Source organism: Streptomyces sp. 840.1 (assembly GCF_003751445.1).
Taxonomy (GTDB): Bacteria; Actinomycetota; Actinomycetes; order Streptomycetales; family Streptomycetaceae; genus Streptomyces.
In genome coordinates this window covers 3,853,260-3,875,563 of the sequence record NZ_RJUU01000001.1, presented here as the reverse complement: position 1 = coordinate 3,875,563, position 22,304 = coordinate 3,853,260, and the positions used below count along the sequence as shown (strand labels likewise).

The window sequence follows — 22,304 nt, the reverse complement described above, 5'->3', positions numbered from 1 at the left end:
GCCGACAGCCCACGCAGCCATTTTCCGAAGATCGTTCCGGGGCCGCCGGCCGTGGTCCCGGAGCCCCCGCGCGGCGGTCCCGGGGCCGCCATGTGGCGCCCCCGGGACCGGCGACGGCGGCTCCCCGCCGGATCGGCCCGGTCCGGCTAGTCGACCTTGTAGTTCTGGCCGAGGACCACGGACACGTCCGCGTTCCCGGTCGGCTTGCCCTGCTTCACCGCGCTCGCCGGCAGGTCGAGGGTCTTGGCGACCTGGGACGCCTTCTCCTTGCCCTCGGCATCCTTGTAGATGACCTCGGAGGAGGCCTCGGCATCGGACTTGCCGCCGTTGACGAAGACATAGCCGCCGTTGACCAGCTTGATCCGCGCGGACTCCGTGCCCCGGTCGCTGCCGGTGGCGTTCTTGATGGCGACCCGGACCGCCGCGTCCGCCGACGGAACCTTGACCGTGCCGCCCAGGATGTCCTTGACCACGCTGTCCGCGGCCGAGTCGGTGAGGCTGCCGTCCTCCTGGACCGGCAGCAGCGCCGTCTTGTAGTCCCCGACCTTGGCGTGCTCGGCCAGCTTGGCCAGCGAGGCGCCGAGGTCCTTCTCGGGAAGCGAGGGGTCGAGGATCTGGGCCAGCGTCTGCACCGTGACGGTGGCGGCCTTCGGATCGTCCGAGATCTTCCGCAGCACTCCGCGCATGACCTGGCCGAACCGCGTCAGCTGCTTGGCCTCGGCCTCGTCGGGACCGCGGTAGGTGGCGTACGCGACGGCCATCGGGCCGCTGAGCGTCTGCGCCGTGCCCTTCTTGACCAGCGGGGAGGCCCCCTTCTTGGTGTCGGGCACATCGGTGTCCGTGTCGATGTCGATGTTGCCGACAAGGTCGACGAGGTTCTCCAGGTACGGGGTGTCGAGCCGCCAGGTGCCGCTGATCTCGGTGCCGAGCAGCGTGTCGATGGACTCACGCGTGCCGGTGGTGCCGTCGTCCTCGACCGACTTGCCGAGCGTGCTCGTGTTGCCGTCCTCGTCGGAGAGCGCGAGGGAGTTGGGAAGCAGGACCGTGGCCCCCTGCTTGGTGGTGACGTTGTCGACGAGCAGCGCCGTGGACGTACCGCCGCCCTTGGTGTTGTGGAGATGGACCACGATGACGTCCCGCCGCTGCGGACCGGTCGCCGCCGTGTCCTCCTTCTCCGAGCCGGAGAAGCCGGGCAGTTTGTCCGCCGACCACAGGTAGCCGACGCCGCCGACCACGACCAGGGCCACCACGACTATCAGCGCGACCATCCGGTTGTGGCCGCGCCGCCGCGCTTCCTCGCGGCGCTCGCTGCGGCTCTCGGTGAACTTGAGCCAGTCGATGACGTCTTCGGAGTCCTCGTCGGGCTCCTCGATGAAGGAGAACTGCTCGGTGCGGTAGTCGCGGTCGCCGCGGCGCTGTCCGGGGACGGCCGCCTCCGGCTCGCCGTCCGGCACAGGGGTGGACTCACGCGGCGGCGGGACAGGAGCGGGGGCGGGAACGGGGGGCGCGCTCTGCTGCGGCACGTTCCACTGGGTGGTGTCGACCGCGGCGGGCTGCTGCCCGGTGTCGTAGCCGTAGCCGTCGTACCCGTAACCCTGCTGGGGGGCCTGGGGCTGCTGCGGGTGAGTCTGGGGCTGCTGGGCGGCGTACGGGTCGTACTGCTGCGGAGGCGAGCCCTGCTGTTGCTGTTGCTGCTGCTGGGCGTACGGGTCGTAGCCGTAACCCTGATCCGTACGGGGTGCTTGCTGAGGCTGCTGAGCCTGTTGCTGTTGTTGCTGTTGTTGCTGCTGCTGTTGTTGCTGGCCGTACGGGTCGTACTGCTGCTGACCGGGCTGCTGGTACACCGGCTGCCCGAACTCGTCGTAGCCGACGATCTGCGGCTGCTGGTAGTACGGGTCGTACGGATTCTGTCGGTCGTTCACCGGTGCCCCTCTCCGTGGCTCACTCGCCGCGGTAAAGCTGGCGCTTGTCGATGTAGCGGACCACTCCGTCCGGCACCAGGTACCAGACCGGATCGCCCGCGGCGACCCTCCCACGACAGTCTGTGGACGAGATCGCCAGCGCGGGAACCTCCACGAGAGAGACACCGCCCTCGGGGAGACCGGCGTCCGTCAGCACATGGCCCGGCCGTGTCACACCGATGAAGTGGGACAGCGAGAACAACTCGTCGGCGTCCCGCCAGGTGAGGATCTGGGACAGCGCGTCGGCGCCGGTGATGAAGAAGAGGTCCGCGTCCCCGTGGGCCGCGCGCAGATCCCGCAGGGTGTCGATCGTGTACGTGGGGCCCTTGCGGTCGATATCGCTGCGGCTGACCGAGAACTGCGGGTTCGACGCCGTCGCGATGACCGTCATCAGATACCGGTCCTCGGCCGCCGACACGTGCTTGTGGCTCTTCTGCCACGGCTGCCCGGTCGGGACGAAGACCACCTCGTCGAGGTGGAACTGGGCGGCCACTTCACTGGCCGCCACCAGGTGTCCATGATGAATCGGGTCAAACGTCCCGCCCATCACGCCGATTCGGCGCTTTCCGGGGCCGGTAGGCACTTCCTGCTCTCCCATGCGTGCAGAGCCTACTGGCACAGCTGTACGCCTCGGTCTCAGCGGTCGCGGTTGAAGCGCGTGGTGATCCACAGAAGGAGGAGAAGCGCGACAAACGCACCGCCACCGGTGAGATACGGGCTGAGGCTTTCGTGATTGCCGCCGTGTTCGGCGCCCTCGGCGGCGACGGTGACCAGCTGGTGTGCGGTGCTCGTGAGGCTCATCTTCGGCAGGACCTATCGATCGGGAGTCGGAGGGAAGACGTCGCGGACATCGTATGCGGCAGCCCCGGGCACGCTCACGCCGACTCAGTCGTTGTTGTCCTTGTTGTCGTCGCTGCGGTATCCGCGCAGCAGGAACCAGGCCAGCAGCGCGGCTCCGACCAGCGAGACGAGCAGCACGATGCGGAGTGTGTTGCCCGGCCCCTGCTCTTCGGATGCGGCGGCGAGCAGAGCAACGGTATGCGGCATGTCGGGCGTCTCCTCAGTTATCCACAGCCCCCCGCACACCGTAGCGCCAGCACCTAGGCTGGGATTTATCAGGGGGCGAGCAACGTCTCGTACGAACAGGGGGCCTATTCATGACCGAGAGCAGCCACGAGAGTCACGAGAACGTGCCGAGCAGGCAGCGCAGGCGCTTTCCGGGAATCTCGTCCCGGGCGTACGAACACCCGGCGGACCGCTCGGCCCTGGTAGCCCTGCGCAAGCTGACCGGTTTCGACACCGTCTTCAAGGCCCTGAGCGGCCTGCTGCCCGAGCGCAGCCTGCGACTGCTCTTCCTGTCCGACTCCGTCCGGGTGAGCGACGCCCAGTTCACCCACCTCAACGGCATGCTTCGGGACGCGTGTTACATCCTGGACCTGGAGAAGGTCCCGCCGATGTACGTGAACCAGGACCCCCAGCCCAACGCCATGTGCATCGGTCTCGACGAGCCGATCATCGTGGTGACGACGGGGCTGGTGGAGTTGCTCGACGAGGAGGAGATGCGGGCGGTCGTCGGCCACGAGGTGGGGCACGCCCTCTCCGGTCACGCCGTGTACCGCACGATCCTGCTCTTCCTCACCAATCTCGCCCTGAAGGTGGCCTGGATCCCGCTCGGCAACGTCGCGATCATGGCGATCGTGACGGCGCTGCGCGAGTGGTTCCGCAAGTCGGAGCTGTCCGCCGACCGGGCCGGGCTGCTGGTCGGCCAGGATCTGCGGGCCTCGATGCGCGGACTCATGAAGATCGCCGGAGGCAACCACCTCCACGAGATGAACGTGGACGCGTTCCTCGCCCAGGCCGACGAGTACGAGAAGGGCGGCGACCTGCGCGACTCCGTCCTCAAGATCCTCAATGTGCTGCCCCGCTCGCACCCGTTCACCACGGTCCGGGCCGCCGAGCTGAAGAAGTGGTCGGAGACCCGCGACTACCAGCGGATCATGGACGGACACTACCCGCGCCGGGACGAGGACAAGGACACCTCGGTCACGGACGCCTTCAAGGAATCCGCCTCGCACTACGCCGATTCGGTGCGTGGCAGCAAGGATCCGCTGATGAAGCTGGTCGGCGACATAGCGGGCGGCGCCGGTGACCTGGGCGGCAAGCTCCGTGACAAGTTCACCGGCGGCGGGGGCGGCGCGGGCACCGGCAAGGGCAGCGCTACGGACGGTTCGCAGGAGCCCCGGAACCCCGAGGACCCTGAGCAGGGGCCTCAGGAGCCCGGGTCGGCTGGGAGCTGACCTCCAGCGTCCCGCACAGCCCCGCGGTGGGCCGGTCCGTCCGGTACGGGTCGGTGCCCGCCGGGCCCCGGGGGGCCGCCCGCCGGCCGGCCAGCAGTGGCCGCAGCGCACCCCTGGCATCGGCCGTGCAGGACTGCGGCCCGGCCTGCACGTAGCTGGTCCGCACCTCCAGCCGGCCCAGCCGCAGGTCCTCCCGGTCGAGCCGGAAGCGCAGCTCCCGCCGCACGGTGAACAGCGAAGCACCGGCATCCTGTTGGGGCCCCGAGACGGTCGGGCGGAGCACGTAGGTGAAGGTGTGGTCGGACGCCACCTCCAGCGCGTCGGTCCCCACCTCGGCGTAGCGCAGCGTGCCCCGGACGCGGACCTCCGGGGCGGGGGTGACCTCGGCCGGGTCGAACCGCACGAGCCAGCCCGTCGCGGCGTGCTGCCCGTCGTCGTACGGCTCGGTCATGCTCCGCTCGAACTGGGCCATCTGGTCCGGGTCGAGCAGTGACTCCACCGGCCGCACCGTGTTCCCGCCGAGGACGTCGGGGTCGAGCGAGGAGGCGACCAGGTAGTTCTTGACGGTGGCCAGGGCGGCGACGACCTGGCTCTCCGAGAAGTTGTCCGTCCGCCGGGCCACCGGCGGGCTGATGCCCTGGGCGCCGTTCGGGTAGTCGGCGGCGGGGCTGCTCGCGAAGAGGGCGGCCGGCGTGCCCGGGGGTACCGCTCCGCGCGGGGCCAACGGGACGAAGATCATCCGCAGCGGCTCGGCCCGTCTGCCCAAGGGGGCCTGGTAAGGGTGGCGGAAACCCATGAAGACGGCCGTGCCGAAGGCCAGGGCGATCAGGACGACCAGGGCGAGCGCGGCCCGGGAGCCGGTGCGCACGGCCCGGCCCGGCAGGCTCCGCACGGCACGGGCGTGCTCCCCCATCCGCTCCTGCGCGGAGAACTCCTGGAGCCGGGCGGCCCGGACGAAGGATTCGTCGAAGACGAGCGACCGGTACTCGTCCTCGCCGCCGCTCGCGCTGTTCTCCGCCGGGCCTTCGGGTGGATCTCCGTGGTCTGCCATGCCGTCTCCCGACTCCACGTCACCGACCGGAGGCCGGTGCGGTGCGCCCCCGCCCCGGCCGGACGGCCTGGGCAGGGCCTGTCCGCCATGCGGGAGCATGCGCGGACAAGTGAGGAGCCCCCTCTTCGAGCAGGTGAGGGGTCATACCTTGAGAGTAGGTCGATTACGGCGAACGTAAACGCGGAGACGGGCGGAGAACCGCCTCGGGGGCACGCGGGCAGGCGTGACGGGCCGGAGTCCCGGGGCCGGCGGGACAGGGCTGCGTCAGGGGGTGCGCGGGGCCATGGAGACCACCGGACGCAGGTAGCTGCCCGGAACGGACGGAACCATGGAGGGGACCGCGGACGGAACAGCGGAGGGCGCCGGTGCGCTGTCCACCCCGGTACTGGCCGGTGGCGGGACCTGGTCCTGCCGGTCGCCCGAGCTGTTGCGGTAGACGGCGCTGAAGGCCAGCGCGACCATGCCGATGCCCATCACCAGGGCGAGCAACCAGGCCACCGGCCGGTGCCAGCGGGCCGCGCCCCGGTAGGGGCGCAGGGCGCCCCCGTGGCGCCCGTAGGGGCCGTCGTAGTAGTCGTCGTCCGCGCCGGGCCGGTCGTCGTAGGCGCTGCCCCGGCCGTAACCGGCGCCCGGCCCGTAGCCGTCGTCGTACAGCTCGTCGTCCAGCGGTCCACCGCCGGACCGGGCCCGGAAGGCCTCCGCGTCGGCGCGCGCCTCGGCAGCGGCCGACAGACGCTCGACAGCGGTCGGTTCATGGAAGGTGGCGGCCTGTACGAAGTCCTCGTCGAACACCACGGAGGCGAAGTCCTTGTCCGCGCCCCCGCGGTCGTCGTCGGGCTCCCAGCCGTTCGGGAACGGCCTGCCCCCCACGTCGTCCGGCACGGCTTCAGCCTAGCCCCGGAGGGTCGGTTTGGGCAGGGAGACCGCACATCCGGCGCAATCCGAGCTCACCTCACATGGCCGTCGCCGGTCACGATGTACTTCGTGGAGGTCAGCTCCGGAAGCCCCATCGGACCCCTGGCGTGCAGCTTCTGGGTGGAGATACCGATCTCGGCACCGAAGCCGAACTGGCCGCCGTCGGTGAAACGCGTCGAGGCGTTCACAGTCACCGTCGTCGAATCCACCAACTGGGTGAAACGGCGGGCCGCGGCCTGCGAGGTGGTCACGATCGCCTCGGTGTGTCCGGAGGACCAGAGCCGGATGTGTGCCACGGCCGCGTCCAGCGACTCCACGACGGCGGCCGCGATGTCGTACGAGAGGTACTCGGTCTCCCAGTCCTCCGGCGTCGCCGCCACCAGGGTGGCCTTGGACCCCTCGGCGTACTCCATGACCCGCTCGTCGCCGTGCACGGTCACACCGGCCTCGGCCAGGGCGTCCAGGGCCCGGGGCAGGAATGCCCCGGCGATGTCCTTGTGGACCAGGAGTGTCTCGGCGGCGTTGCAGACGCTCGGGCGCTGGGCCTTGGAGTTGACCAGGATGTCGACGGCCATGTCGAGGTCGGTCAGCGCGTCCACGTAGACGTGGCAGTTGCCGGTGCCGGTCTCGATCACCGGGACGGTGGACTCCTCGACGACCGTGCGGATCAGGGAGGCGCCGCCGCGCGGGATGAGCACGTCGACCAGGCCCCGGGCCCGCATGAGCTCCCGCACGGAGTCACGGTTCTCACCCGGCACCAGCTGGACCGCGTCGGCCGGCAGGCCTGAGCCGCCGACCGCGTCGCGCAGGACCCGCACCAGTGCGGTGTTGGAGGAGCGGGCCGAGGACGAGCCGCGCAGCAGGACCGCGTTGCCCGACTTGAGGCATAGGGCCGCGGCGTCCACCGTCACGTTCGGCCGGGCCTCGTAGATGATCCCGACCACGCCGAGCGGCACCCGGACCTGGCGCAGGTCGATGCCGTTGGGCAGGGTGGAGCCGCGCACCACCTCACCGACCGGGTCGGGCAGCGCCGCGACGTCCCGCACATCGGCGGCGATGGCGCGGATCCGCTCGGGGGTGAGCGTGAGCCGGTCGACGACCGACTCGCCGGTGCCGGCCTCGCGGGCACGCGCCACGTCCTCGGCGTTGGCCGCGATGATGTCGCTCGTCCGTACCTCGAGCGCGTCCGCGATCGCCAGCAGCGCGTCGTCCTTGGCCGCGCGCGGAAGCGGCGCGATATCAGCGGCTGCGGCCCGTGCGCGGTAGGCGGCCTGGGCGACCGGGGACATGTTGTCGTACGGCGAAAGCGTGGTCATGCCCGCAGAGTAGTGCGCACACTGCGGGCATCCGTCACGTATCCCGTGATGCGAGACGGCCGCCGGCCGCCGCGTCAGTACGGGTGCACACCGACCGGGGCAGCGGGCGGCGGCCCGTACCCCTCGGCGATGCGCTGGTGGTACGTCTCGCGGTCGATGACCTCCAGGCCGACGATCTCCCAGGGCGGCAGGCCGGCGCTGGAACGGTGCTCACCCCACAGCCTCAGGGCGACCGCCGCCGCGTCGTGCAGGTCGCGGGCCTCTTCCCAGTACCGGATCTCCGCGTGGTCGTTGGCATACCTGCTCGTCAGCAGGAAGGGGTGGTCGTGCGCGAGTTGTTCGAGGCCGCGTCTGACCTCGTTCAGCGGCGTCTCAGTACCTGAGACGCAGAGCGTGATGTGCCACAGCTTCGACTGGATGAGCTCCTGGCCCACCGCCGTCTGTTCGGCCCCGGCCGGCCGCTCGTCCCTCCGGTCCGCAGACCTCCTCCCGTCGAATTCGGCACCTGCTCCGACGCTGGTCAGGGCGCGGCCACCCGTTCCTCGGGGCGGCGCCCCCGGGCGCGCTCGTCTCACCGGCGGCCTCCTGTGAATGTGTTGCTGTGCGGTGTCCCCCGCAGTGTCCCTGCTACAAAGTGGACCAGTCCGCGGCCCGGCGTGGGGCGGTTTTCGTGAAGGTCTCTGCCCGAAGGCTGGACTTTCAGCCGTTTCAGGGGTCTGTCAGCTGTACAGAACTACAAGATCGTCCCTGTGTACGACCTCGCGCTCGTAGGCCGGGCCCAGTTCGCGTGCCAGATCGCGGGTGGACCGGCCGAGGAGCTGCGGGATCTCCTTCGCGTCGAAGTTGACGAGCCCCCGGGCCACCGGCCGGCCGCGCAGATCGCGCAGCTCCACCGGGTCGCCCGCGGCGAACTCGCCCTCGACCGAGGCGATCCCGGCCGGCAGCAGCGAGCTGTGGCGCTCGACGACCGCCTGCACGGCACCGTCGTCCAGCGTCAGCGCACCCTGCGGGGTGGAGGCGTGGGCCAGCCACAGCAGCCGGTCCGCGCTGCGGCGTCCGGTGCGGTGGAAGTACGTACCGGTGTCGCGGCCCGCCAGCGCGTCCGCGGCGTGGCTGGCCGAGGTCAGCACGACCGGGACGCCTGCGGCGGTGGCGATCCGGGCCGCCTCCACCTTGGTGACCATGCCGCCGGTCCCGACGCCGGCCTTGCCCGCGCTGCCGATGCTGACCCCGGCCAGATCGGCGGGGCCGGTGATCTCAGCGATGCGGGTGGTGCCGGGGATGCTCGGGTCGCCGTCGTAGAGGCCGTCCACGTCCGAGAGCAGGATCAGCAGATCGGCGCGGACCAGGTGGGCGACGAGGGCGGCGAGCCGGTCGTTGTCGCCGAACCGGATCTCGTCGGTGGCGACGGTGTCGTTCTCGTTGACGATCGGCAGCGCGCCCATGTCCAGGAGCTGGTCCAGGGTGCGGTAGGCGTTGCGGTAGTTGGCGCGGCGGCTGGTGTCGTTGCTGGTGAGCAGCACCTGGCCGACGCGAACGCCGTAGCGGGCGAAGGAGGCGGTGTAGCGGGCGACGAGCAGTCCCTGGCCGACGCTGGCGGCGGCCTGCTGCCTGGCCAGGTCCTTGGGCCTGCGGTGCAGGCCGAGCGGGGCGAGCCCGGCCGCGATGGCGCCGCTGGAGACCAGGACGACCTCGCGTTCACCGCCGTCGCGCACCTTGGCCAGGACGTCGACGAGCGCGTCGACGCGGTCCGCGTCGAGGCCGCCCGCGGCGGTGGTGAGGGAGGAGGAACCGACCTTGACGACGATCCTGCGGGCCTCCGTGACGCCCTGCCTTGCCCCTGACACGCGTATCCCCCGTGGTTCGCCCTCGACCGGAATCCGCAATCTACGCGAGCGGCGGAATCGGCGCGTGGGCGTTCCGCCCCGTGGACCCCGGTTCATCCTGATCCGTGCCGCTCCGTGTCCGAAATGCCCCGCTTCTCGTTGCAGGAGTTGTCGGCAGCACGGTCGGCGGATTCGGGAATCTCCAGGAACAAGGACGTGATCGCATGCGCCAGCTCTCCATTCCAGGGGCCTGGGTGCACGAGCCCGAGGTCCTCACGGACGGCCGAGGCAGCTTCCACGAGTGGTTCAGGGCCTCGGATCTCGATGCGGCGCAGGGGCACACGCTGGGGCTCGCGCAGGCCAACTTCTCCAGTTCCGCCCGGGGCACGCTGCGCGGGATCCACTTCGCCGATGTGCCGCCGGGCCAGGCGAAGTACGTGAAGTGCGTGCGCGGCGCGGTGCTGGACGTGGTGGTGGACATCCGGGCCGGCTCGCCCACGTACAAGCGGTGGGAGGCGGTGCGCCTCGACGACAGCGCCCACCGGGCGGTCTATCTCGCGGAGGGGCTCGGCCACGCCTTCATGGCGCTGACCGACGACGCGTGCGTCCTGTATCTCTGCTCGCAGGGTTACGCGCCGGCGCGCGAGCACGGCATCGATCCGCTCGATCCGGAGCTGGGCATCGACTGGCCGCTGGATGTGGCCCCGCTGCTGTCCGGGAAGGACGCGTCGGCCCCTTCGCTGGCCGAGGCCGAGGAGCAGGGGCTGCTCCCCTCGTACGCGCAGTGCGAGGCGTACTACGCGCGGCTGCGGACGGCCGGTCCGCCGCCCATCGGCCTGCGGGCGGACGGCGGACCGCTGCTCAGCACCGCGGGGCGCTGAGTCGGGGGCGTCCCGGTACGCGGCGCGACAGGGGCCCGGTCAGGGGCGTTCCGCTGCGAGCAGCGCCGGGAACGCCTCGCCCAGGGCGGTGCGCCAGTCCCGGATCGGCTCGATGCCGGCCGCCGCGAAGCGGCTCTGCGCCAGCACGCTGAACGCCGGGCGCGGGGCGGGCCGGACGAAGGCCTCGCTGGTGGCCGGGCGCACCCGGGCCGGGTCGGCGCCGAGCAGCCGGAAGATTTCCTGGGTGAAGCCGAACCAGGTCGTCTCGCCCCCGCTGGTGCCGTGGTAGACGCCCGCCGGGGCGGTGCCCTCCAGGGCGGCAAGGCCGAGCCGGACCAGCCGGGCGGCCAGGTCGACGGTCCAGGTGGGCTGGCCGCGCTGGTCGTCCACCACGTCGAGGGTCTCCCTGGCGCCCTCCAGCCTGATCATCGTCCGGACGAAGTTGCCGCCGCCGGCCCCGTAGAGCCAGGCGGTGCGGACCACGTAGCCGGTGTCGGGGAGGGTCTCCAGGACGGCGCGTTCGCCCGCGAGCTTGGTGCGTCCGTAGGCGCTGCGCGGGCCGGTGGGGGCGTCCTCCCCGTACGGCCGGGCGCCGTCCCCGGCGAACACGTAGTCCGTGGAGACGTGGAGCAGGACGGCGCCGTGCTCGCGGCAGGCGCGCGCGAGGACCGCGGGGCCGGTGCCGTTGACGCGCAGCGCGTCCTCCTCCCGGGTCTCGGCGTCGTCCACGGCGGTCCAGGCGGCGCAGTTCACCACGACGGCGGGACCGTGGGCGGCGAACGCCTCGCGGACGCGGTCCGGGTCGGCGATGTCCAGGGCCTCGCGGTCCGTGGCGACGGTGGTGACGTCTTCGGCCGCGAGGGCCGCCAGCAGGTCCTGGGCCAGCATTCCGGCCGCTCCGGTGACCAGCCAGACCGGGCTCACAGCGCCGCCCTCTCCTTGAGCGGCTCCCACCAGGCGCTGTTCTCGCGGTACCAGCGCACGGTCTCCGCGAGGCCCTTGCGGAAGTCCTTGCGCGGTTCGTAACCGAGCTCCTCGCGGATCTTGGTGCAGTCCACCGAGTAGCGCCGGTCGTGGCCCTTGCGGTCCTCGACATGGGTGACGTCCGTGTCCCAGTCGGCGCCGCAGGCCTCCAGCAGCAGTCCGGTGAGTTCCTTGTTGGACAGCTCGGTGCCGCCGCCGATGTTGTAGACCTCGCCCGCCCGTCCCCGGGTGCGGACGAGTTCGATGCCCTGGACGTGGTCGTCGATGTGCAGCCAGTCGCGGACGTGGGCGCCGTCGCCGTACAGCGGGACCGGCCGGCCCTCCAGGAGGTTGGTGACGAAGAGCGGGATGACCTTCTCGGGGAAGTGGTGGTGCCCGTAGTTGTTGGAGCAGCGGGTCACCCGCACGTCGAGTCCGTGGGTGCGGTGGTACGAGAGCGCGATCAGGTCGCTGGACGCCTTGGAGGCGGAGTACGGGGAGTTGGGCGCGAGGGGTTCGCTCTCGGTCCAGGAGCCCTCGTCGATCGATCCGTAGACCTCGTCGGTGGAGATGTGGACGAAGACCGAGACACCCGCCAGGTGCGCGGCGTGGACGAGGGTGTGCGTTCCCACGACGTTGGTACGGACGAAGGCGGCGCCGCCGTCGATGGAGCGGTCCACGTGCGATTCGGCGGCGAAGTGCACCACCTGGTCGTGCCCGGCCATCAGACCGCCGACCAGTTCCGCGTCGCAGATGTCGCCCTGGACGAAGGAGAAGCCGGGGTGGTCGCGGACGGCGTCGAGGTTGGCCGGGTTGCCGGCGTAGGTGAGCTTGTCGAGGACCGTGACGGCCACGTCGCCCGGTCCCTCGGGGCCCAGCAGCGTGCGGACGTAGTGCGAGCCGATGAAGCCGGCGCCACCGGTCACCAGGATGCGCGTCGTCGTGCGGGGCGTGATGGGGTCCGCCGTGGGGTTCGTCGTGGGATTCGTCATGAGGAGATCTGCACCTTGCTGTGGTCGCCGAGGACGAGACGGTGGGCCGAGGGGCTGCGGGGGGCCGGGGTCACCTCGACCTCGTGGCCGATGAGGGAGGCCTCCACGCGGCGGACGCCGTCGATCGAGGCGCCCCGCAGGACGATGGAGTACTCGATCTCGCTGTCCTCGATCCGGCACTCCTGGGCGACCGAGGTGAACGGTCCCACGTAGGCGTCGCTGATCACCGAGCGGGCGCCGATGATGGCGGGGCCGACGATCCGGCTGCGGGTGACCCGGGCGCCCTGCTCGATCCGCACCCGGCCGATGATCTCGCTCTCGTCGTCGACGTGGGCGCCCTCGGTGGACGGTTCGATGGTCTCCAGGACGGTCCGGTTGACCTCCAGCATGTCGGTGACGTTGCCGGTGTCCTTCCAGTACCCGCGGATCATGGTGGAGCGGACGTCGCGCTCCTGGTCGATCAGCCACTGGATGGCGTGGGTGATCTCCAGTTCACCGCGCCAGGACGGGCGGATGGACCGGACCGCCTCGTGGATGACCCGGGTGAAGAGGTAGACGCCGACGAGTGCCAGGTCGCTCTTGGGCTCCCTGGGCTTCTCCTCCAGGGCCACCACCCTGCCGTCCCCGTCGAGCTCCGCGACGCCGAACGAGGTCGGGTCCGGCACCTGGGTGAGCAGGATCTGCGCGTCGGGCCGGTCGGTCCGGAATCCCTCGACCAGACCGGCGATACCGCCGATGATGAAGTTGTCACCGAGGTACATGACGAAGTCCTCGTCACCGAGGAAGCGCTGCGCGATCAGGACCGCGTGGGCGAGGCCGAGCGGCTCGGCCTGCGGGATGTAGGTGACGTCGATGCCGAACCGGGAACCGTCCCCGACCGCCGCGCGGATCTCCTCCTCGGTGTCCCCCACGATGATGCCGACCTCGGTGATGCCCGCTTCCGCGATGGCTTCCAGGCCGTAGAACAGCACCGGCTTGTTCGCCACGGGGACCAGCTGCTTGGCAGAGGTGTGGGTGATGGGACGGAGCCGGGTGCCTGCCCCACCGGAAAGTACGAGAGCCTTCACTGTTTCTGCCCCCACGATGAGATGGCGGTCCTGTCGCGGCTGCGACCTGTCGGGCGACCATACTTAGATTCGCTGTCCCATCTGCGGCAAAACAGCCCTCATGACCGATTGCCGACACATCCGGACGAAATCCGACGGACACCCGTAACCGCCGACCGCCTTCCGGGCCCGCCCGGCCCGGAATGCAGCTCCGCATTTCATTACATCGAACTGAATAACGAATGCGTCGGTTCCCGGGATTCGCCCCCTGGGCGGGTGCGCGGAGCATTGGGCGCAGCCCGTACGGCGAGAACGGCGAGGCCCGCACTTCCGGGGCAGCGTTGGAGGAGGCCGAAGCGGCGGGCAGGGAAAACCTGGACCGCACCCGGGGCGTGGGCCCGGCGGCCGGGCTACGGGTGGCGCAGGCGCCAGCCCTGCCAGGCGGAGTCGATCATCTCGTCCAGGCCGAACCGGGCCGACCAGCCCAGCTCCGCCCGGATCCGGTCGGCGGCCGCGACCACGCGCGCGGGGTCACCGGGCCGGCGGGCGGTCACCTCGGGGACGGTGTCCGCGTGGTCCGTGACCTTGAGGATGCGGTCGACCATCTCCCGTACGGAGCTGCCCTCGCCGCGTCCGATGTTGAGCGTGAGATCCGTACCGCGCTCCGCGTCGTCGAGCCGGTGCGCGGCCGCGAGGTGGGCGGAGGCGATGTCCTCGACGTGGATGTAGTCGCGGACGCAGGTGCCGTCGGGCGTCGCGTAGTCGTCGCCGAAGATCCGCGGGCCCAGGCCGGCCTCGAGGCGCTCGAAGACCATCGGGATGAGGTTGAACACCCCGGCGTCGGCCAGTTCGGGCGACGCCGCGCCGGCCACGTTGAAATAGCGGAGCGAGGCGCAGCGCAGCCCGTGGGCGCGGGCGGCGGCGTGGATCAGCCACTCCCCGACGAGCTTGGTCTCGCCGTACGGGCTCATCGGCGCGCACGGGGTGTCCTCGGTGACGAGGGTGACGTCGGGCATGCCGTAGACGGCGGCGGACGAGGAGAACACCAGCCGGTCGACACCCGCGTCGACCATGCTCTCCAGCAGCACCTCCAGGCCCGTCACGTTCTCCCGGTAGTAGTGCAGGGGCCGCTCGACGGACTCACCGACCTGCTTCTTGCCCGCGATGTGCACCACACCGGTCACCCCGTGGTCGCGGATCGCCGCGCCCAGCGCCGGACGGTCCAGGACGCTGCCGGTCACCAGAGGCACCCCTTCGGGTACCTTCTCGGCGCTGCCGGTCGACAGGTCGTCGTACACGACGACCCGCTGACCGCCCGCGAGCATCGCGCGCACGACGTGTGCGCCGATGTATCCCGCCCCGCCCGTAACCATCCAGGTCATGCCGTGCGTCTCCGTGTCCGATTCTTCGCGCATCCGGTTCACTCTACGTGCACATGAAGGGGGACCGGCGAACCCGCTCCTGCCCCTCAAAGAGGGCTGACAGCAATCAATTACGCTGTCCGGGTGCTGGACACCCCCGCACTGTTCAACGGTGCGCACCGCGTACCTCGCACACCCCCCTCGGACAGCTCTCAGGACTGGTGGACGATGCCTCGACTGACACTCATCGTGCCTGCGTACAACGTGCAGGGGTACATCGGAGAGTGTCTCGACTCCGTGCTCCAGCAGGACTTCACCGACTTCGAGATCATCGGCGTCGACGACTGCTCGCCGGACGGCTCCGGCGCGATCCTGGACACATACGCGAAACGCGATTCCCGCGTCCGTGTGCTCCACCTCACGGAGAACGTGGGTCTGGGACATGCCCGCAACGCGGGTATCGACGAGGCGACCGGTGACTATCTGCTCTTCCTGGACAGCGACGACACCCTGGCCCCGGGCTCGCTGGCGGCCATCGCGGCGCGCCTCGACGCGACGGACGACCCCGACGTCCTGGTCTACGACTACACCCGCACCTACTGGGACGGGCGGCTCCTGCGCAACAGGCGCGTGGAGCTGCTGGACGAGAGCGGTCCCGACGTCTTCGCGCTCGCCGACCGGCCTCAGCTGCTCGACCTGCTGCAGATCGTGTGGAACAAGGCCTACCGCCGCGACTTCGTCAGCCGGCACGGCTTCCGGTTCCCGGTCGGCTACTACGAGGACGCGCCCTGGACGTTCTCCTCGCTGATCACGGCGGAGACCATCGCCGTCCTGGACCGCTCCTGCGTGCTGTACCGGCAGCGGCGGGAGGGCGGGAACATCCTCCGCACGGTCAGCCGCAAGCACTTCGACGTCTTCGACCAGTACGACCGCGTCTTCGCCTATGTGGACGCGCGCCCGGAGCTGGAGATCTGGCGCCCGGCGCTCTTCGGGAAGATGGCCGACCACTTCCTGACCATCCTGGAGAAGCCGGGCCGGCTTCCGCAGAACGCGCGGGCCGAGTTCTTCCACCGCGCGGCCAAGGACTACCGGAGCCGGCTGCCGGAGGGCTTCCAGCGGCCGCCGGGCGGCAAGGGTTACAAGTACGCCCTGCTCGGCCTCGGTTCCTATCCGACGTTCGTCGGCATCACCCGGGTCAACAACGTGCGCAACCGGGCCAGGCTGGGCGTCCGGGCCCGCGCCGGCCGGGCCAAGCGCGCCGTGCTCGGCGTGTTCTACAAGTCCCAGCTGCGCATGCCGCTGGACGAGAACCTCGCGGTGTTCTCCGCGTACTGGGGCCGCGGCTACTCCTGCAACCCCGCGGCCATCGAGGCGGAGCTGGGCCGGCTGGCCCCGGGCATGCGCCGGGTCTGGGCGGTCAGGTCCGAGCACCGCGACCGGGTCCCCGAGGGCGTCGAGGCGGTGGTGGTCGGCTCCCGCGAGTACTGGTCGGTGATGGCCCGCGCGAAGTACCTCACGAACAACGTGAACTTCGGCGACACCGTGATCAAGCGCGAGGGCCAGATCCATCTGCAGACCCATCACGGCACACCGCTGAAGACGATGGGCCTCGACCAGGCCCAGTACCCCGCGTCCACCAGCATGGACATGGAGAAACTGCTGCGCCGGTGCGACCGCTGGGACTACAGCCTGGCCGCCAACCGCTTCTCCACCACCGTGTGGGAGCGGGTGTACCCCTGCCGGTACAAGTCGCTGGAGACCGGCTACCCGCGCAACGACATCCTGCTCAACGCCACCGCGGCCGACGTCTCGCGGGCCCGGCGCGAACTCGGCCTGGCCGACGGCTCGACGGCGTTCCTCTACGCCCCGACCCACCGCGAGTACCAGAAGTCCTTCACGCCCCGGCTCGACCTGCCGAAGCTGGCCGAGGAGCTGGGCCCCGACGTCACCCTGCTGGTGCGCGGCCACTACTTCTACAAGGCGTCCGGCCGGCTCGCCGATCTCCAGGCCAGCGGCCGGATCATCGACGTCTCCTCGCACGGGAACGTCGAGCAGCTCTACCTCGCGGCGGACGCCCTCGTCACGGACTACTCCTCGGCGATGTTCGACTACGCCAACCTGGACCGGCCGATCGTGATCTACGCCGACGACTGGGACACCTACCGGGCCGTGCGCGGCACCTACTTCGACCTGATGGCGGAGCCCCCGGGCGCCGTGGCCACCAGCCAGGAGCAGCTGGCCTCGGTGCTGGGTTCCCAGGAGTGGCGGAGCGAGAGGTCGGCGGGGCTGCGCAAGGCGTTCCGGGAGCGCTTCTGCGACTACGACGACGGCCGCGCCGCGGAGCGCGTCGTGCGCCGGGTGTTCCTGGGCGAGAAGACGATGCTCCCGTACCTCCCGCTCGACGAGCGCACCCCGGCGCCCTCCCCCGCAGAAGCGCTGGAGCGGTCCGGCCGGTCCTGAGAGCCGGGCGCCGCGGAACGCACGCGGTCCCGGCTCCCCCACCGGGGGAACCGGGACCGCGGAGGTCTCCCGTCGCCTACGCGAACGGGTCGAACTCCTGGTACTCCTTGCTGACGTCGTCGCGCTCGTCCTCGCGGTCGCGGCGGCGCTGGGCGGCCGGACGCGGCTCCTCCAGGCGGTGGTCCTCGCCACGGCGGCCGAGCATCTCGGCGCCGGCCGTCACGGTCGGCTCCCAGTCGAAGACGACGGCGTTGTCCTCGGCACCGATCGCCACTCCGTCGCCCGCACGGGCGCCGGCCTTGCGCAGCGCGTCCTCGACCCCGAGCCGGTTCAGCCGGTCCGCGAGGTAGCCGACGGCCTCGTCGTTGTTGAAGTCGGTCTGGCGCACCCAGCGCTCCGGCTTCTCGCCGCGCACCCGGTAGATGCCGTCGTCCTCCAGGACCACGGTGAACCCGGCGTCGTCCACGGCCTTGGGCCGGATGACGATACGGGTCGCCTCCTCCACCGGCTTGGCGGCGCGCGCCTCGGCGATGACACCGGCCAGCGCGAAGGACAGCTCCTTGAGCCCGGTGCGCGCCACTGCGGACACCTCGAAGACGCGGTAGCCGCGGGCCTCCAGATCCGGACGGATCATCTCCGCCAGGTCCAGGCCGTCCGGGATGTCGATCTTGTTGAGGACGACGATCCGGGGCCGGTCCTCCAGACCGCCGTACAGCTTCAGCTCCTTCTCGATCATGTCGAGGTCGGAGAGCGGGTCGCGGTCGGACTCCAGCGTCGCGGTGTCCAGTACGTGCACGAGGACCGAGCAGCGCTCGACGTGGCGCAGGAACTCCAGGCCGAGGCCCTTGCCCTGGCTGGCGCCCGGGATCAGGCCCGGGACGTCCGCGATGGTGTAGACGGTGGAGCCCGCGGTGACCACGCCGAGGTTCGGGACCAGGGTCGTGAACGGGTAGTCCGCGATCTTCGGCTTGGCGGCCGACAGGACCGAGATCAGCGAGGACTTGCCGGCGCTCGGGTAGCCCACCAGAGCCACGTCGGCGACGGTCTTCAGCTCCAGGACGATGTCCCGGCTCTCACCGGGCTCACCGAGCAGCGCGAAGCCGGGGGCCTTGCGGCGGGCGGAGGCCAGCGCGCCGTTGCCGAGGCCGCCTCGGCCGCCCTGGCCGGCGACGAACATGGTGCCCTGGCCGACCAGGTCGGCGAGCACGTTGCCGTCGGTGTCGAGCACGACGGTGCCGTCCGGCACGGGCAGGATCAGGTCCTGGCCCTCCTTGCCGGTGCGGTTGTCACCAGCACCGGGCTGGCCGTTGGTGGCCTTGCGGTGGGGGTGGTGGTGATAGTCGAGGAGCGTGGTGACGGCCTGGTCGACGATCAGGGTCACATCGCCGCCGCGGCCGCCGTTGCCGCCGTCCGGGCCGCCGAGCGGCTTGAACTTCTCACGGTGAACGGAGGCGCAGCCGTGGCCCCCGTTACCCGCGGCGGCATGCAGCTCGACGCGGTCCACGAAGGTGGTCATGGTTGGAACCTCCAGTTACATACGTGCAGAAAAGTCTCGCTCGTGCCCCTGTAGGAGCAACACGCGAAAGGCGGACCCACTTCCCGTAACAGGAAGTGAGGTCCGCCTCCACGTCAAACCGTTCTACGAGCGCCGGGAATCAGCCGGCGATCGGAACGATGTTCACGACCTTGCGGCCACGGTGCGTGCCGAACTCGACCGCACCGGCGGCGAGGGCGAACAGCGTGTCGTCGCCGCCACGGCCGACGCCCGTGCCCGGGTGGAAGTGGGTGCCGCGCTGGCGGACCAGGATCTCACCGGCGTTGACGGCCTGACCGCCGAAGCGCTTCACGCCGAGCCGCTGGGCATTGGAGTCGCGCCCGTTACGGGTGGACGATGCGCCCTTCTTATGTGCCATGTCTCCTCAGTCCCTTACTTCGCAGCCGCGGGGATACCGGTGACCTTGATCGCCGTGTACTGCTGGCGGTGACCCTGGCGACGGCGGTAGCCGGTCTTGTTCTTGTAGCGAAGGATGTCGATCTTCGCGCCCTTGTGGTGGTCCACGATCTCGGCCTGGACCTTGATGCCGTCAAGCACCCACGGGTCGCTGGTCACGGCGTCGCCGTCGACAACGAGCAGGGTAGAGAGCTCTACCGTGTCGCCAACACTGGCGGTGGGAATCTTGTCAACCTCAACGATGTCGCCGACAGCAACCTTGTGCTGGCGACCACCGCTGCGCACGATGGCGTACACGCGGATCTCACTCTCACTCGAAGACGAAACCCCTGAAGCCAGCCGCTCACACGGGTCCGGGGACCCGTGATGATCCGGATTGGACGAGCGGCCTCTCCCGAACGAGCGGGAGGTCAGTGCTCAGAGGTGTGGCGAAACAAACGCCGAGGGTCAAGATTACGGGGCCCGGGACACCCCGGTCAAACCGGGCCCCGTTTCAGGACCCGGCCGCCCTGACGTAGTCGGCGTAGGCGTCCCTGACCCCGTCCGGGGACAGGTTCAGGTGTTCCAGGATGGTGTACCGGCCCGGCCTGGTCCGGGGTGCGAACTCGACCACCGAGACGAACTCGTCCACGCTGAAACCGATCTCCTGCGCGGTGACCGGCAGGCCGTGGCGCCGCAGTGTCGCGGCCATCCGCGCGGACTCCTGGTGAGCGCCGCGCAGATGCATCGCGAAGGCCGCGCCCAGACCGCACTGCTCCCCGTGGCTGGCCGCCCGCCGGGGAAAGAGCAGGTCGAAGGCGTGGTTGATCTCGTGGCAGGCGCCGGAGGCGGGCCGGCTGTCGCCCGCGACCGACATCGAGATCCCGGTGAGCACCAGCCCCTCCGCCAGCACCTGGAGGAACCGGTCCTCGTCCAGCGAACCGGGGTGACGCAGCACGGCCTCACCGGCCTGCCGGGCCATCGCCGCGGCCAGCCCGTCGATGTCCTCGCCGTTGACCTGGTGCGCGAGCTCCCAGTCCGCCACGGCGGAGATGTTCGAGAGCGCGTCCCCGATCCCGGACCGCACGAAGCGGACCGGGGCCTCACGGATGATGTCGAGGTCGATGACGACGGCGATCGGGTTCGGGACACCGTACGAGCCCCGGCCCGCGTCGTTGTCCAGCGTGGCCACCGGTGAGCACAGACCGTCGTGCGACAGGTTCGTCGCCACGGCGACCAGCGGCAGCCCGATGCGCGCCGCGGCGAACTTGGCGCAGTCGATGATCTTGCCGCCGCCGAGGCCGACCACGGCGTCGTACCGCCCGGACTTCATGTCCTCGGCCAGCTTGACGGCGTCGTTCAGCGTGCCGCCGCCGACCTCGAACCAGGAGGCGCCGGGCAGGCTGTCCGAGAGCCGCTCCCGCAGCGCCCGGCCGGAGCCCCCGCTTATCGCGACCGCCAGCTTCCCCGAGCCGGAGATCCGCTGATCGGCGAGGACACCCGCCAGATCCGCGAGAGCTCCGGCCCGGATGTCGACGACGACCGGTGCGGGGATCAGCCGGGTCAGTACTGGCACGCGATGGTCCTGCCCTTGGCCAGGTCCTCGTGGTTGTCGATCTCCACCCACTTGATGTCGCCGATCGGCTCCACGTCGACCTTGAAGCCTCGGTTGACGAGCTCCTGGTAGCCGTCCTCGTAGTAGAGGTCCGGGTCGCGCTCGAACGTGGTCTTCAGCGCGTCGGCCAGTTCCTCGGCCGCCTCGCCCTCGATGAGCGTGACACCGATGTACTCGCCGGTGGCCTCGGCCGGGTCCATCAGCTTGGTGATCCGCCGGACACCCTTGCCGTCCTCGACGACGACCTTCATCTCCTCGTCGGCGAGCTTCTTCACCGTGTCGAGGGCGAGGATGATCTTCTTGCCGTCGCCCCGGGCGGCCAGCAGCGTCTTCTCGACGGAGACGGGGTGCACGGTGTCGCCGTTGGCGAGGATCACGCCGTCCTTGAGGGCGTCACGGCCGCACCAGAGGGAGTAGGCGTTGTTCCACTCCTCGGCCTTGTCGTTGTCGATCAGGGTGAGGGTGACCCCGTACTTGGCCTCCAGGGCGGCCTTGCGCTCGTACAGGGCCTCCTTGCGGTAGCCCACGATGATCGCGACCTCGGTCAGGCCGACCTCGGCGAAGTTGCCCAGCGTCAGGTCGACGACGGTGAGGCTCTCCTCGTTCCCCTCGGGGCCGACCGGCACCAGGGCCTTGGGCAGCGTGTCGGTGTAGGGGCGCAGACGACGGCCTGCGCCGGCCGCCAGAATCATGCCGATCATGAGGGTTCTCCTTGGTCCTTGGTGCGTGTGTCCCGGGTGGTGGGTCCGGGTGCCGTACGGGATGGGCCCCGACAGCCTCTCAGAGCTCGGCCGCCACGTAACCGCGCAGCCAGTCGCGGAAGTCGGGGCCCAGGTCCTCTCGCTCACAGGCGAGTCTGACGATGGCGCGCAGATAGTCGCCCCGGTCACCGGTGTCGTAGCGGCGGCCCCGGAAGACGACGCCGTGGACCGGGCCGCCGAGCTTCTCGTCGGCGGCCAGTTCCTGGAGCGCGTCCGTCAGCTGGATCTCGCCGCCCCGGCCCGGCTCCGTCTCACGCAGCACGCCGAAGACCGCGGGGTCCAGTACGTAGCGTCCGATGACGGCGAGGTTGCTGGGCGCATCGCCCGGCTCCGGCTTCTCGACCAGCCCGGTGACCCGGACGACGTCGCCCAGGGACGTGGGCTCCACCGCGGCGCAGCCGTACATGTGGATCTGCTCGGGGGCCACCTCCATCAGCGCGACGACGCTGCCGCCCTCGCGCTCCTGGATCTCCACCATGCGGGCCAGCAGCGGGTCGCGCGGGTCGATCAGGTCGTCGCCCAGAAGCACGGCGAACGGCTCGTCGCCCACATGGGGCTCCGCGCACAGGACGGCGTGGCCCAGGCCGCGCGGGTCACCCTGGCGGACGTAGTGCATGGTCGCCAGGTCGCTCGACTCCTGGACCCTGCGCAGCCGTTCGGCGTCGCCCTTACGGGTGAGCGCCGACTCCAGCTCGTAATTCCGGTCGAAGTGGTCCTCCAGGGCACGCTTGTTGCGCCCGGTGATCATCAGGACGTCGCTCAGTCCCGCGGCGGCGGCCTCCTCCACGACGTACTGGATCGCGGGCTTGTCGACCACCGGCAGCATCTCCTTGGGAGTCGCCTTGGTCGCCGGCAGGAACCGGGTACCGAGCCCGGCGGCCGGTATGACGGCCTTCTGGATCTTGCGCATGTGCTCAGACTCCCGTGTC

At 70.4% G+C, this 22,304-nt stretch carries 22 protein-coding genes; 3 read left to right on the top strand and 19 right to left on the bottom strand.

Going from position 1 to position 22,304, the window contains the following annotated elements; all coding sequences use genetic code 11:
• Positions 1–146: 146 nt before the first annotated feature.
• From EDD93_RS17580 to EDD93_RS39600, 4 genes are all read right to left on the bottom strand, one after another.
• Entirely contained in the window at positions 147–1,922 is a 1,776-nt protein-coding gene (locus EDD93_RS17580; RefSeq protein WP_123526033.1) for an LCP family protein, read from the bottom strand.
• A gap of 19 nt (positions 1,923–1,941) precedes the next feature.
• Positions 1,942–2,559 (bottom strand): nicotinate-nucleotide adenylyltransferase, encoded by a 618-nt coding sequence (gene nadD, locus EDD93_RS17575; RefSeq protein ID WP_123526032.1) that lies wholly within the window; start codon positions 2,557–2,559, stop codon positions 1,942–1,944.
• A 38-nt stretch (positions 2,560–2,597) separates the two neighbouring features.
• A complete protein-coding gene (locus EDD93_RS39605) occupies positions 2,598–2,762 on the bottom strand; it encodes a hypothetical protein (RefSeq protein WP_024494263.1) in 165 nt (54 codons plus the stop codon).
• 84 nt (positions 2,763–2,846) lie between these two features.
• A complete protein-coding gene (locus tag EDD93_RS39600) occupies positions 2,847–3,008 on the bottom strand; it encodes a hypothetical protein (RefSeq protein ID WP_185092351.1) in 162 nt (53 codons plus the stop codon).
• Between the two features lie 110 nt (positions 3,009–3,118).
• Between EDD93_RS39600 and EDD93_RS17570 the strand changes: the two genes are divergently transcribed.
• Positions 3,119–4,258: a M48 family metallopeptidase gene (locus EDD93_RS17570; protein WP_123526031.1), complete on the top strand. Its 1,140-nt coding sequence runs from the start codon at positions 3,119–3,121 to the stop codon at positions 4,256–4,258.
• Here the strand turns inward: EDD93_RS17570 and EDD93_RS17565 are convergent.
• From EDD93_RS17565 to proB, 5 genes are all read right to left on the bottom strand, one after another.
• Positions 4,179–5,309: a hypothetical protein gene (locus EDD93_RS17565; RefSeq protein WP_123526030.1), complete on the bottom strand. Its 1,131-nt coding sequence runs from the start codon at positions 5,307–5,309 to the stop codon at positions 4,179–4,181. The two genes, EDD93_RS17570 and EDD93_RS17565, sit on opposite strands and share 80 nt — an antisense overlap.
• Positions 5,310–5,573: 264 nt before the next feature.
• The gene (locus EDD93_RS17560; RefSeq protein ID WP_123526029.1) at positions 5,574–6,191 is read right to left on the bottom strand and encodes a hypothetical protein; all 618 of its coding nucleotides are present in this window, start codon (positions 6,189–6,191) and stop codon (positions 5,574–5,576) included.
• Positions 6,192–6,256: 65 nt separating this feature from the next.
• Positions 6,257–7,540: a glutamate-5-semialdehyde dehydrogenase gene (locus EDD93_RS17555; RefSeq protein ID WP_123526028.1), complete on the bottom strand. Its 1,284-nt coding sequence runs from the start codon at positions 7,538–7,540 to the stop codon at positions 6,257–6,259.
• 74 nt (positions 7,541–7,614) lie between these two features.
• Entirely contained in the window at positions 7,615–8,115 is a 501-nt protein-coding gene (locus EDD93_RS17550) for a hypothetical protein (RefSeq protein ID WP_123526027.1), read from the bottom strand.
• Between the two features lie 144 nt (positions 8,116–8,259).
• Positions 8,260–9,387 carry a glutamate 5-kinase gene (proB, locus tag EDD93_RS17545; RefSeq protein WP_123526026.1) on the bottom strand — a complete coding sequence of 376 codons (1,128 nt, stop codon included), beginning with the start codon at positions 9,385–9,387 and terminating at the stop codon, positions 8,260–8,262.
• A 203-nt stretch (positions 9,388–9,590) separates the two neighbouring features.
• Here proB and rfbC point away from each other — a divergent pair, with 203 nt between their 5' ends.
• Positions 9,591–10,247 (top strand): dTDP-4-dehydrorhamnose 3,5-epimerase, encoded by a 657-nt coding sequence (gene rfbC, locus EDD93_RS17540; RefSeq protein WP_123526025.1) that lies wholly within the window; start codon positions 9,591–9,593, stop codon positions 10,245–10,247.
• 39 nt (positions 10,248–10,286) lie between these two features.
• Here rfbC and rfbD read toward each other — a convergent pair whose 3' ends face one another.
• The 4 genes from rfbD to galE form a co-directional block, all read right to left on the bottom strand.
• The gene (rfbD, locus tag EDD93_RS17535) at positions 10,287–11,171 is read right to left on the bottom strand and encodes a dTDP-4-dehydrorhamnose reductase (protein ID WP_123526024.1); all 885 of its coding nucleotides are present in this window, start codon (positions 11,169–11,171) and stop codon (positions 10,287–10,289) included.
• Positions 11,168–12,202, bottom strand: coding sequence for a dTDP-glucose 4,6-dehydratase (gene rfbB / locus EDD93_RS17530; RefSeq protein ID WP_123526023.1), 1,035 nt, complete (start codon positions 12,200–12,202; stop codon positions 11,168–11,170). Before rfbB ends, rfbD begins: the two co-directional genes overlap by 4 nt.
• Positions 12,199–13,269 (bottom strand): glucose-1-phosphate thymidylyltransferase, encoded by a 1,071-nt coding sequence (locus EDD93_RS17525; RefSeq protein WP_123526022.1) that lies wholly within the window; start codon positions 13,267–13,269, stop codon positions 12,199–12,201. The genes rfbB and EDD93_RS17525 overlap by 4 nt, the downstream gene beginning before the upstream one ends.
• 389 nt (positions 13,270–13,658) lie before the next feature.
• The gene (galE, locus tag EDD93_RS17520) at positions 13,659–14,630 is read right to left on the bottom strand and encodes a UDP-glucose 4-epimerase GalE (RefSeq protein ID WP_123527836.1); all 972 of its coding nucleotides are present in this window, start codon (positions 14,628–14,630) and stop codon (positions 13,659–13,661) included.
• Between the two features lie 207 nt (positions 14,631–14,837).
• Between galE and EDD93_RS17515 the strand changes: the two genes are divergently transcribed.
• Positions 14,838–17,069 carry a bifunctional glycosyltransferase/CDP-glycerol:glycerophosphate glycerophosphotransferase gene (locus EDD93_RS17515; RefSeq protein WP_123526021.1) on the top strand — a complete coding sequence of 744 codons (2,232 nt, stop codon included), beginning with the start codon at positions 14,838–14,840 and terminating at the stop codon, positions 17,067–17,069.
• 76 nt (positions 17,070–17,145) lie between these two features.
• Here EDD93_RS17515 and obgE read toward each other — a convergent pair whose 3' ends face one another.
• From obgE to galU, 6 genes are all read right to left on the bottom strand, one after another.
• On the bottom strand, positions 17,146–18,585 hold the full coding sequence (gene obgE / locus EDD93_RS17510; RefSeq protein WP_123526020.1) for a GTPase ObgE: 1,440 nt from the start codon (positions 18,583–18,585) through the stop codon (positions 17,146–17,148).
• 139 nt (positions 18,586–18,724) lie between these two features.
• Positions 18,725–18,982, bottom strand: coding sequence for a 50S ribosomal protein L27 (rpmA, locus tag EDD93_RS17505; protein WP_018103204.1), 258 nt, complete (start codon positions 18,980–18,982; stop codon positions 18,725–18,727).
• Positions 18,983–18,996: 14 nt separating this feature from the next.
• Positions 18,997–19,317, bottom strand: coding sequence for a 50S ribosomal protein L21 (gene rplU, locus EDD93_RS17500; protein ID WP_024494442.1), 321 nt, complete (start codon positions 19,315–19,317; stop codon positions 18,997–18,999).
• A gap of 196 nt (positions 19,318–19,513) precedes the next feature.
• Positions 19,514–20,575 (bottom strand): iron-containing alcohol dehydrogenase family protein, encoded by a 1,062-nt coding sequence (locus tag EDD93_RS17495; protein WP_123526019.1) that lies wholly within the window; start codon positions 20,573–20,575, stop codon positions 19,514–19,516.
• Positions 20,563–21,315 carry a sugar phosphate nucleotidyltransferase gene (locus EDD93_RS17490; RefSeq protein ID WP_123526018.1) on the bottom strand — a complete coding sequence of 251 codons (753 nt, stop codon included), beginning with the start codon at positions 21,313–21,315 and terminating at the stop codon, positions 20,563–20,565. The genes EDD93_RS17495 and EDD93_RS17490 overlap by 13 nt, the downstream gene beginning before the upstream one ends.
• A 79-nt stretch (positions 21,316–21,394) precedes the next feature.
• Positions 21,395–22,285: a UTP--glucose-1-phosphate uridylyltransferase GalU gene (gene galU / locus EDD93_RS17485; RefSeq protein WP_123526017.1), complete on the bottom strand. Its 891-nt coding sequence runs from the start codon at positions 22,283–22,285 to the stop codon at positions 21,395–21,397.
• Positions 22,286–22,304 lie beyond the last annotated feature (19 nt).

What these genes read in the sequence shown, in the direction of transcription:
- EDD93_RS17555 (WP_123526028.1), bottom strand. Translation starts at nt 7,540, where the DNA reads ATGACCACGCTTTCGCCGTACGACAACATGTCCCCGGTCGCCCAGGCC.
- EDD93_RS17570 (WP_123526031.1), top strand. Translation starts at nt 3,119, where the DNA reads ATGACCGAGAGCAGCCACGAGAGTCACGAGAACGTGCCGAGCAGGCAG.
- EDD93_RS39600 (WP_185092351.1), bottom strand. Translation starts at nt 3,008, where the DNA reads ATGCCGCATACCGTTGCTCTGCTCGCCGCCGCATCCGAAGAGCAGGGG.
- EDD93_RS17490 (WP_123526018.1), bottom strand. Translation starts at nt 21,315, where the DNA reads ATGATCGGCATGATTCTGGCGGCCGGCGCAGGCCGTCGTCTGCGCCCC.
- rfbC (WP_123526025.1), top strand. Translation starts at nt 9,591, where the DNA reads ATGCGCCAGCTCTCCATTCCAGGGGCCTGGGTGCACGAGCCCGAGGTC.
- EDD93_RS39605 (WP_024494263.1), bottom strand. Translation starts at nt 2,762, where the DNA reads ATGAGCCTCACGAGCACCGCACACCAGCTGGTCACCGTCGCCGCCGAG.
- nadD (WP_123526032.1), bottom strand. Translation starts at nt 2,559, where the DNA reads ATGGGAGAGCAGGAAGTGCCTACCGGCCCCGGAAAGCGCCGAATCGGC.
- obgE (WP_123526020.1), bottom strand. Translation starts at nt 18,585, where the DNA reads ATGACCACCTTCGTGGACCGCGTCGAGCTGCATGCCGCCGCGGGTAAC.
- rpmA (WP_018103204.1), bottom strand. Translation starts at nt 18,982, where the DNA reads ATGGCACATAAGAAGGGCGCATCGTCCACCCGTAACGGGCGCGACTCC.
- EDD93_RS17565 (WP_123526030.1), bottom strand. Translation starts at nt 5,309, where the DNA reads ATGGCAGACCACGGAGATCCACCCGAAGGCCCGGCGGAGAACAGCGCG.
- rfbB (WP_123526023.1), bottom strand. Translation starts at nt 12,202, where the DNA reads ATGACGAATCCCACGACGAACCCCACGGCGGACCCCATCACGCCCCGC.
- galE (WP_123527836.1), bottom strand. Translation starts at nt 14,630, where the DNA reads ATGACCTGGATGGTTACGGGCGGGGCGGGATACATCGGCGCACACGTC.
- EDD93_RS17515 (WP_123526021.1), top strand. Translation starts at nt 14,838, where the DNA reads ATGCCTCGACTGACACTCATCGTGCCTGCGTACAACGTGCAGGGGTAC.
- galU (WP_123526017.1), bottom strand. Translation starts at nt 22,285, where the DNA reads ATGCGCAAGATCCAGAAGGCCGTCATACCGGCCGCCGGGCTCGGTACC.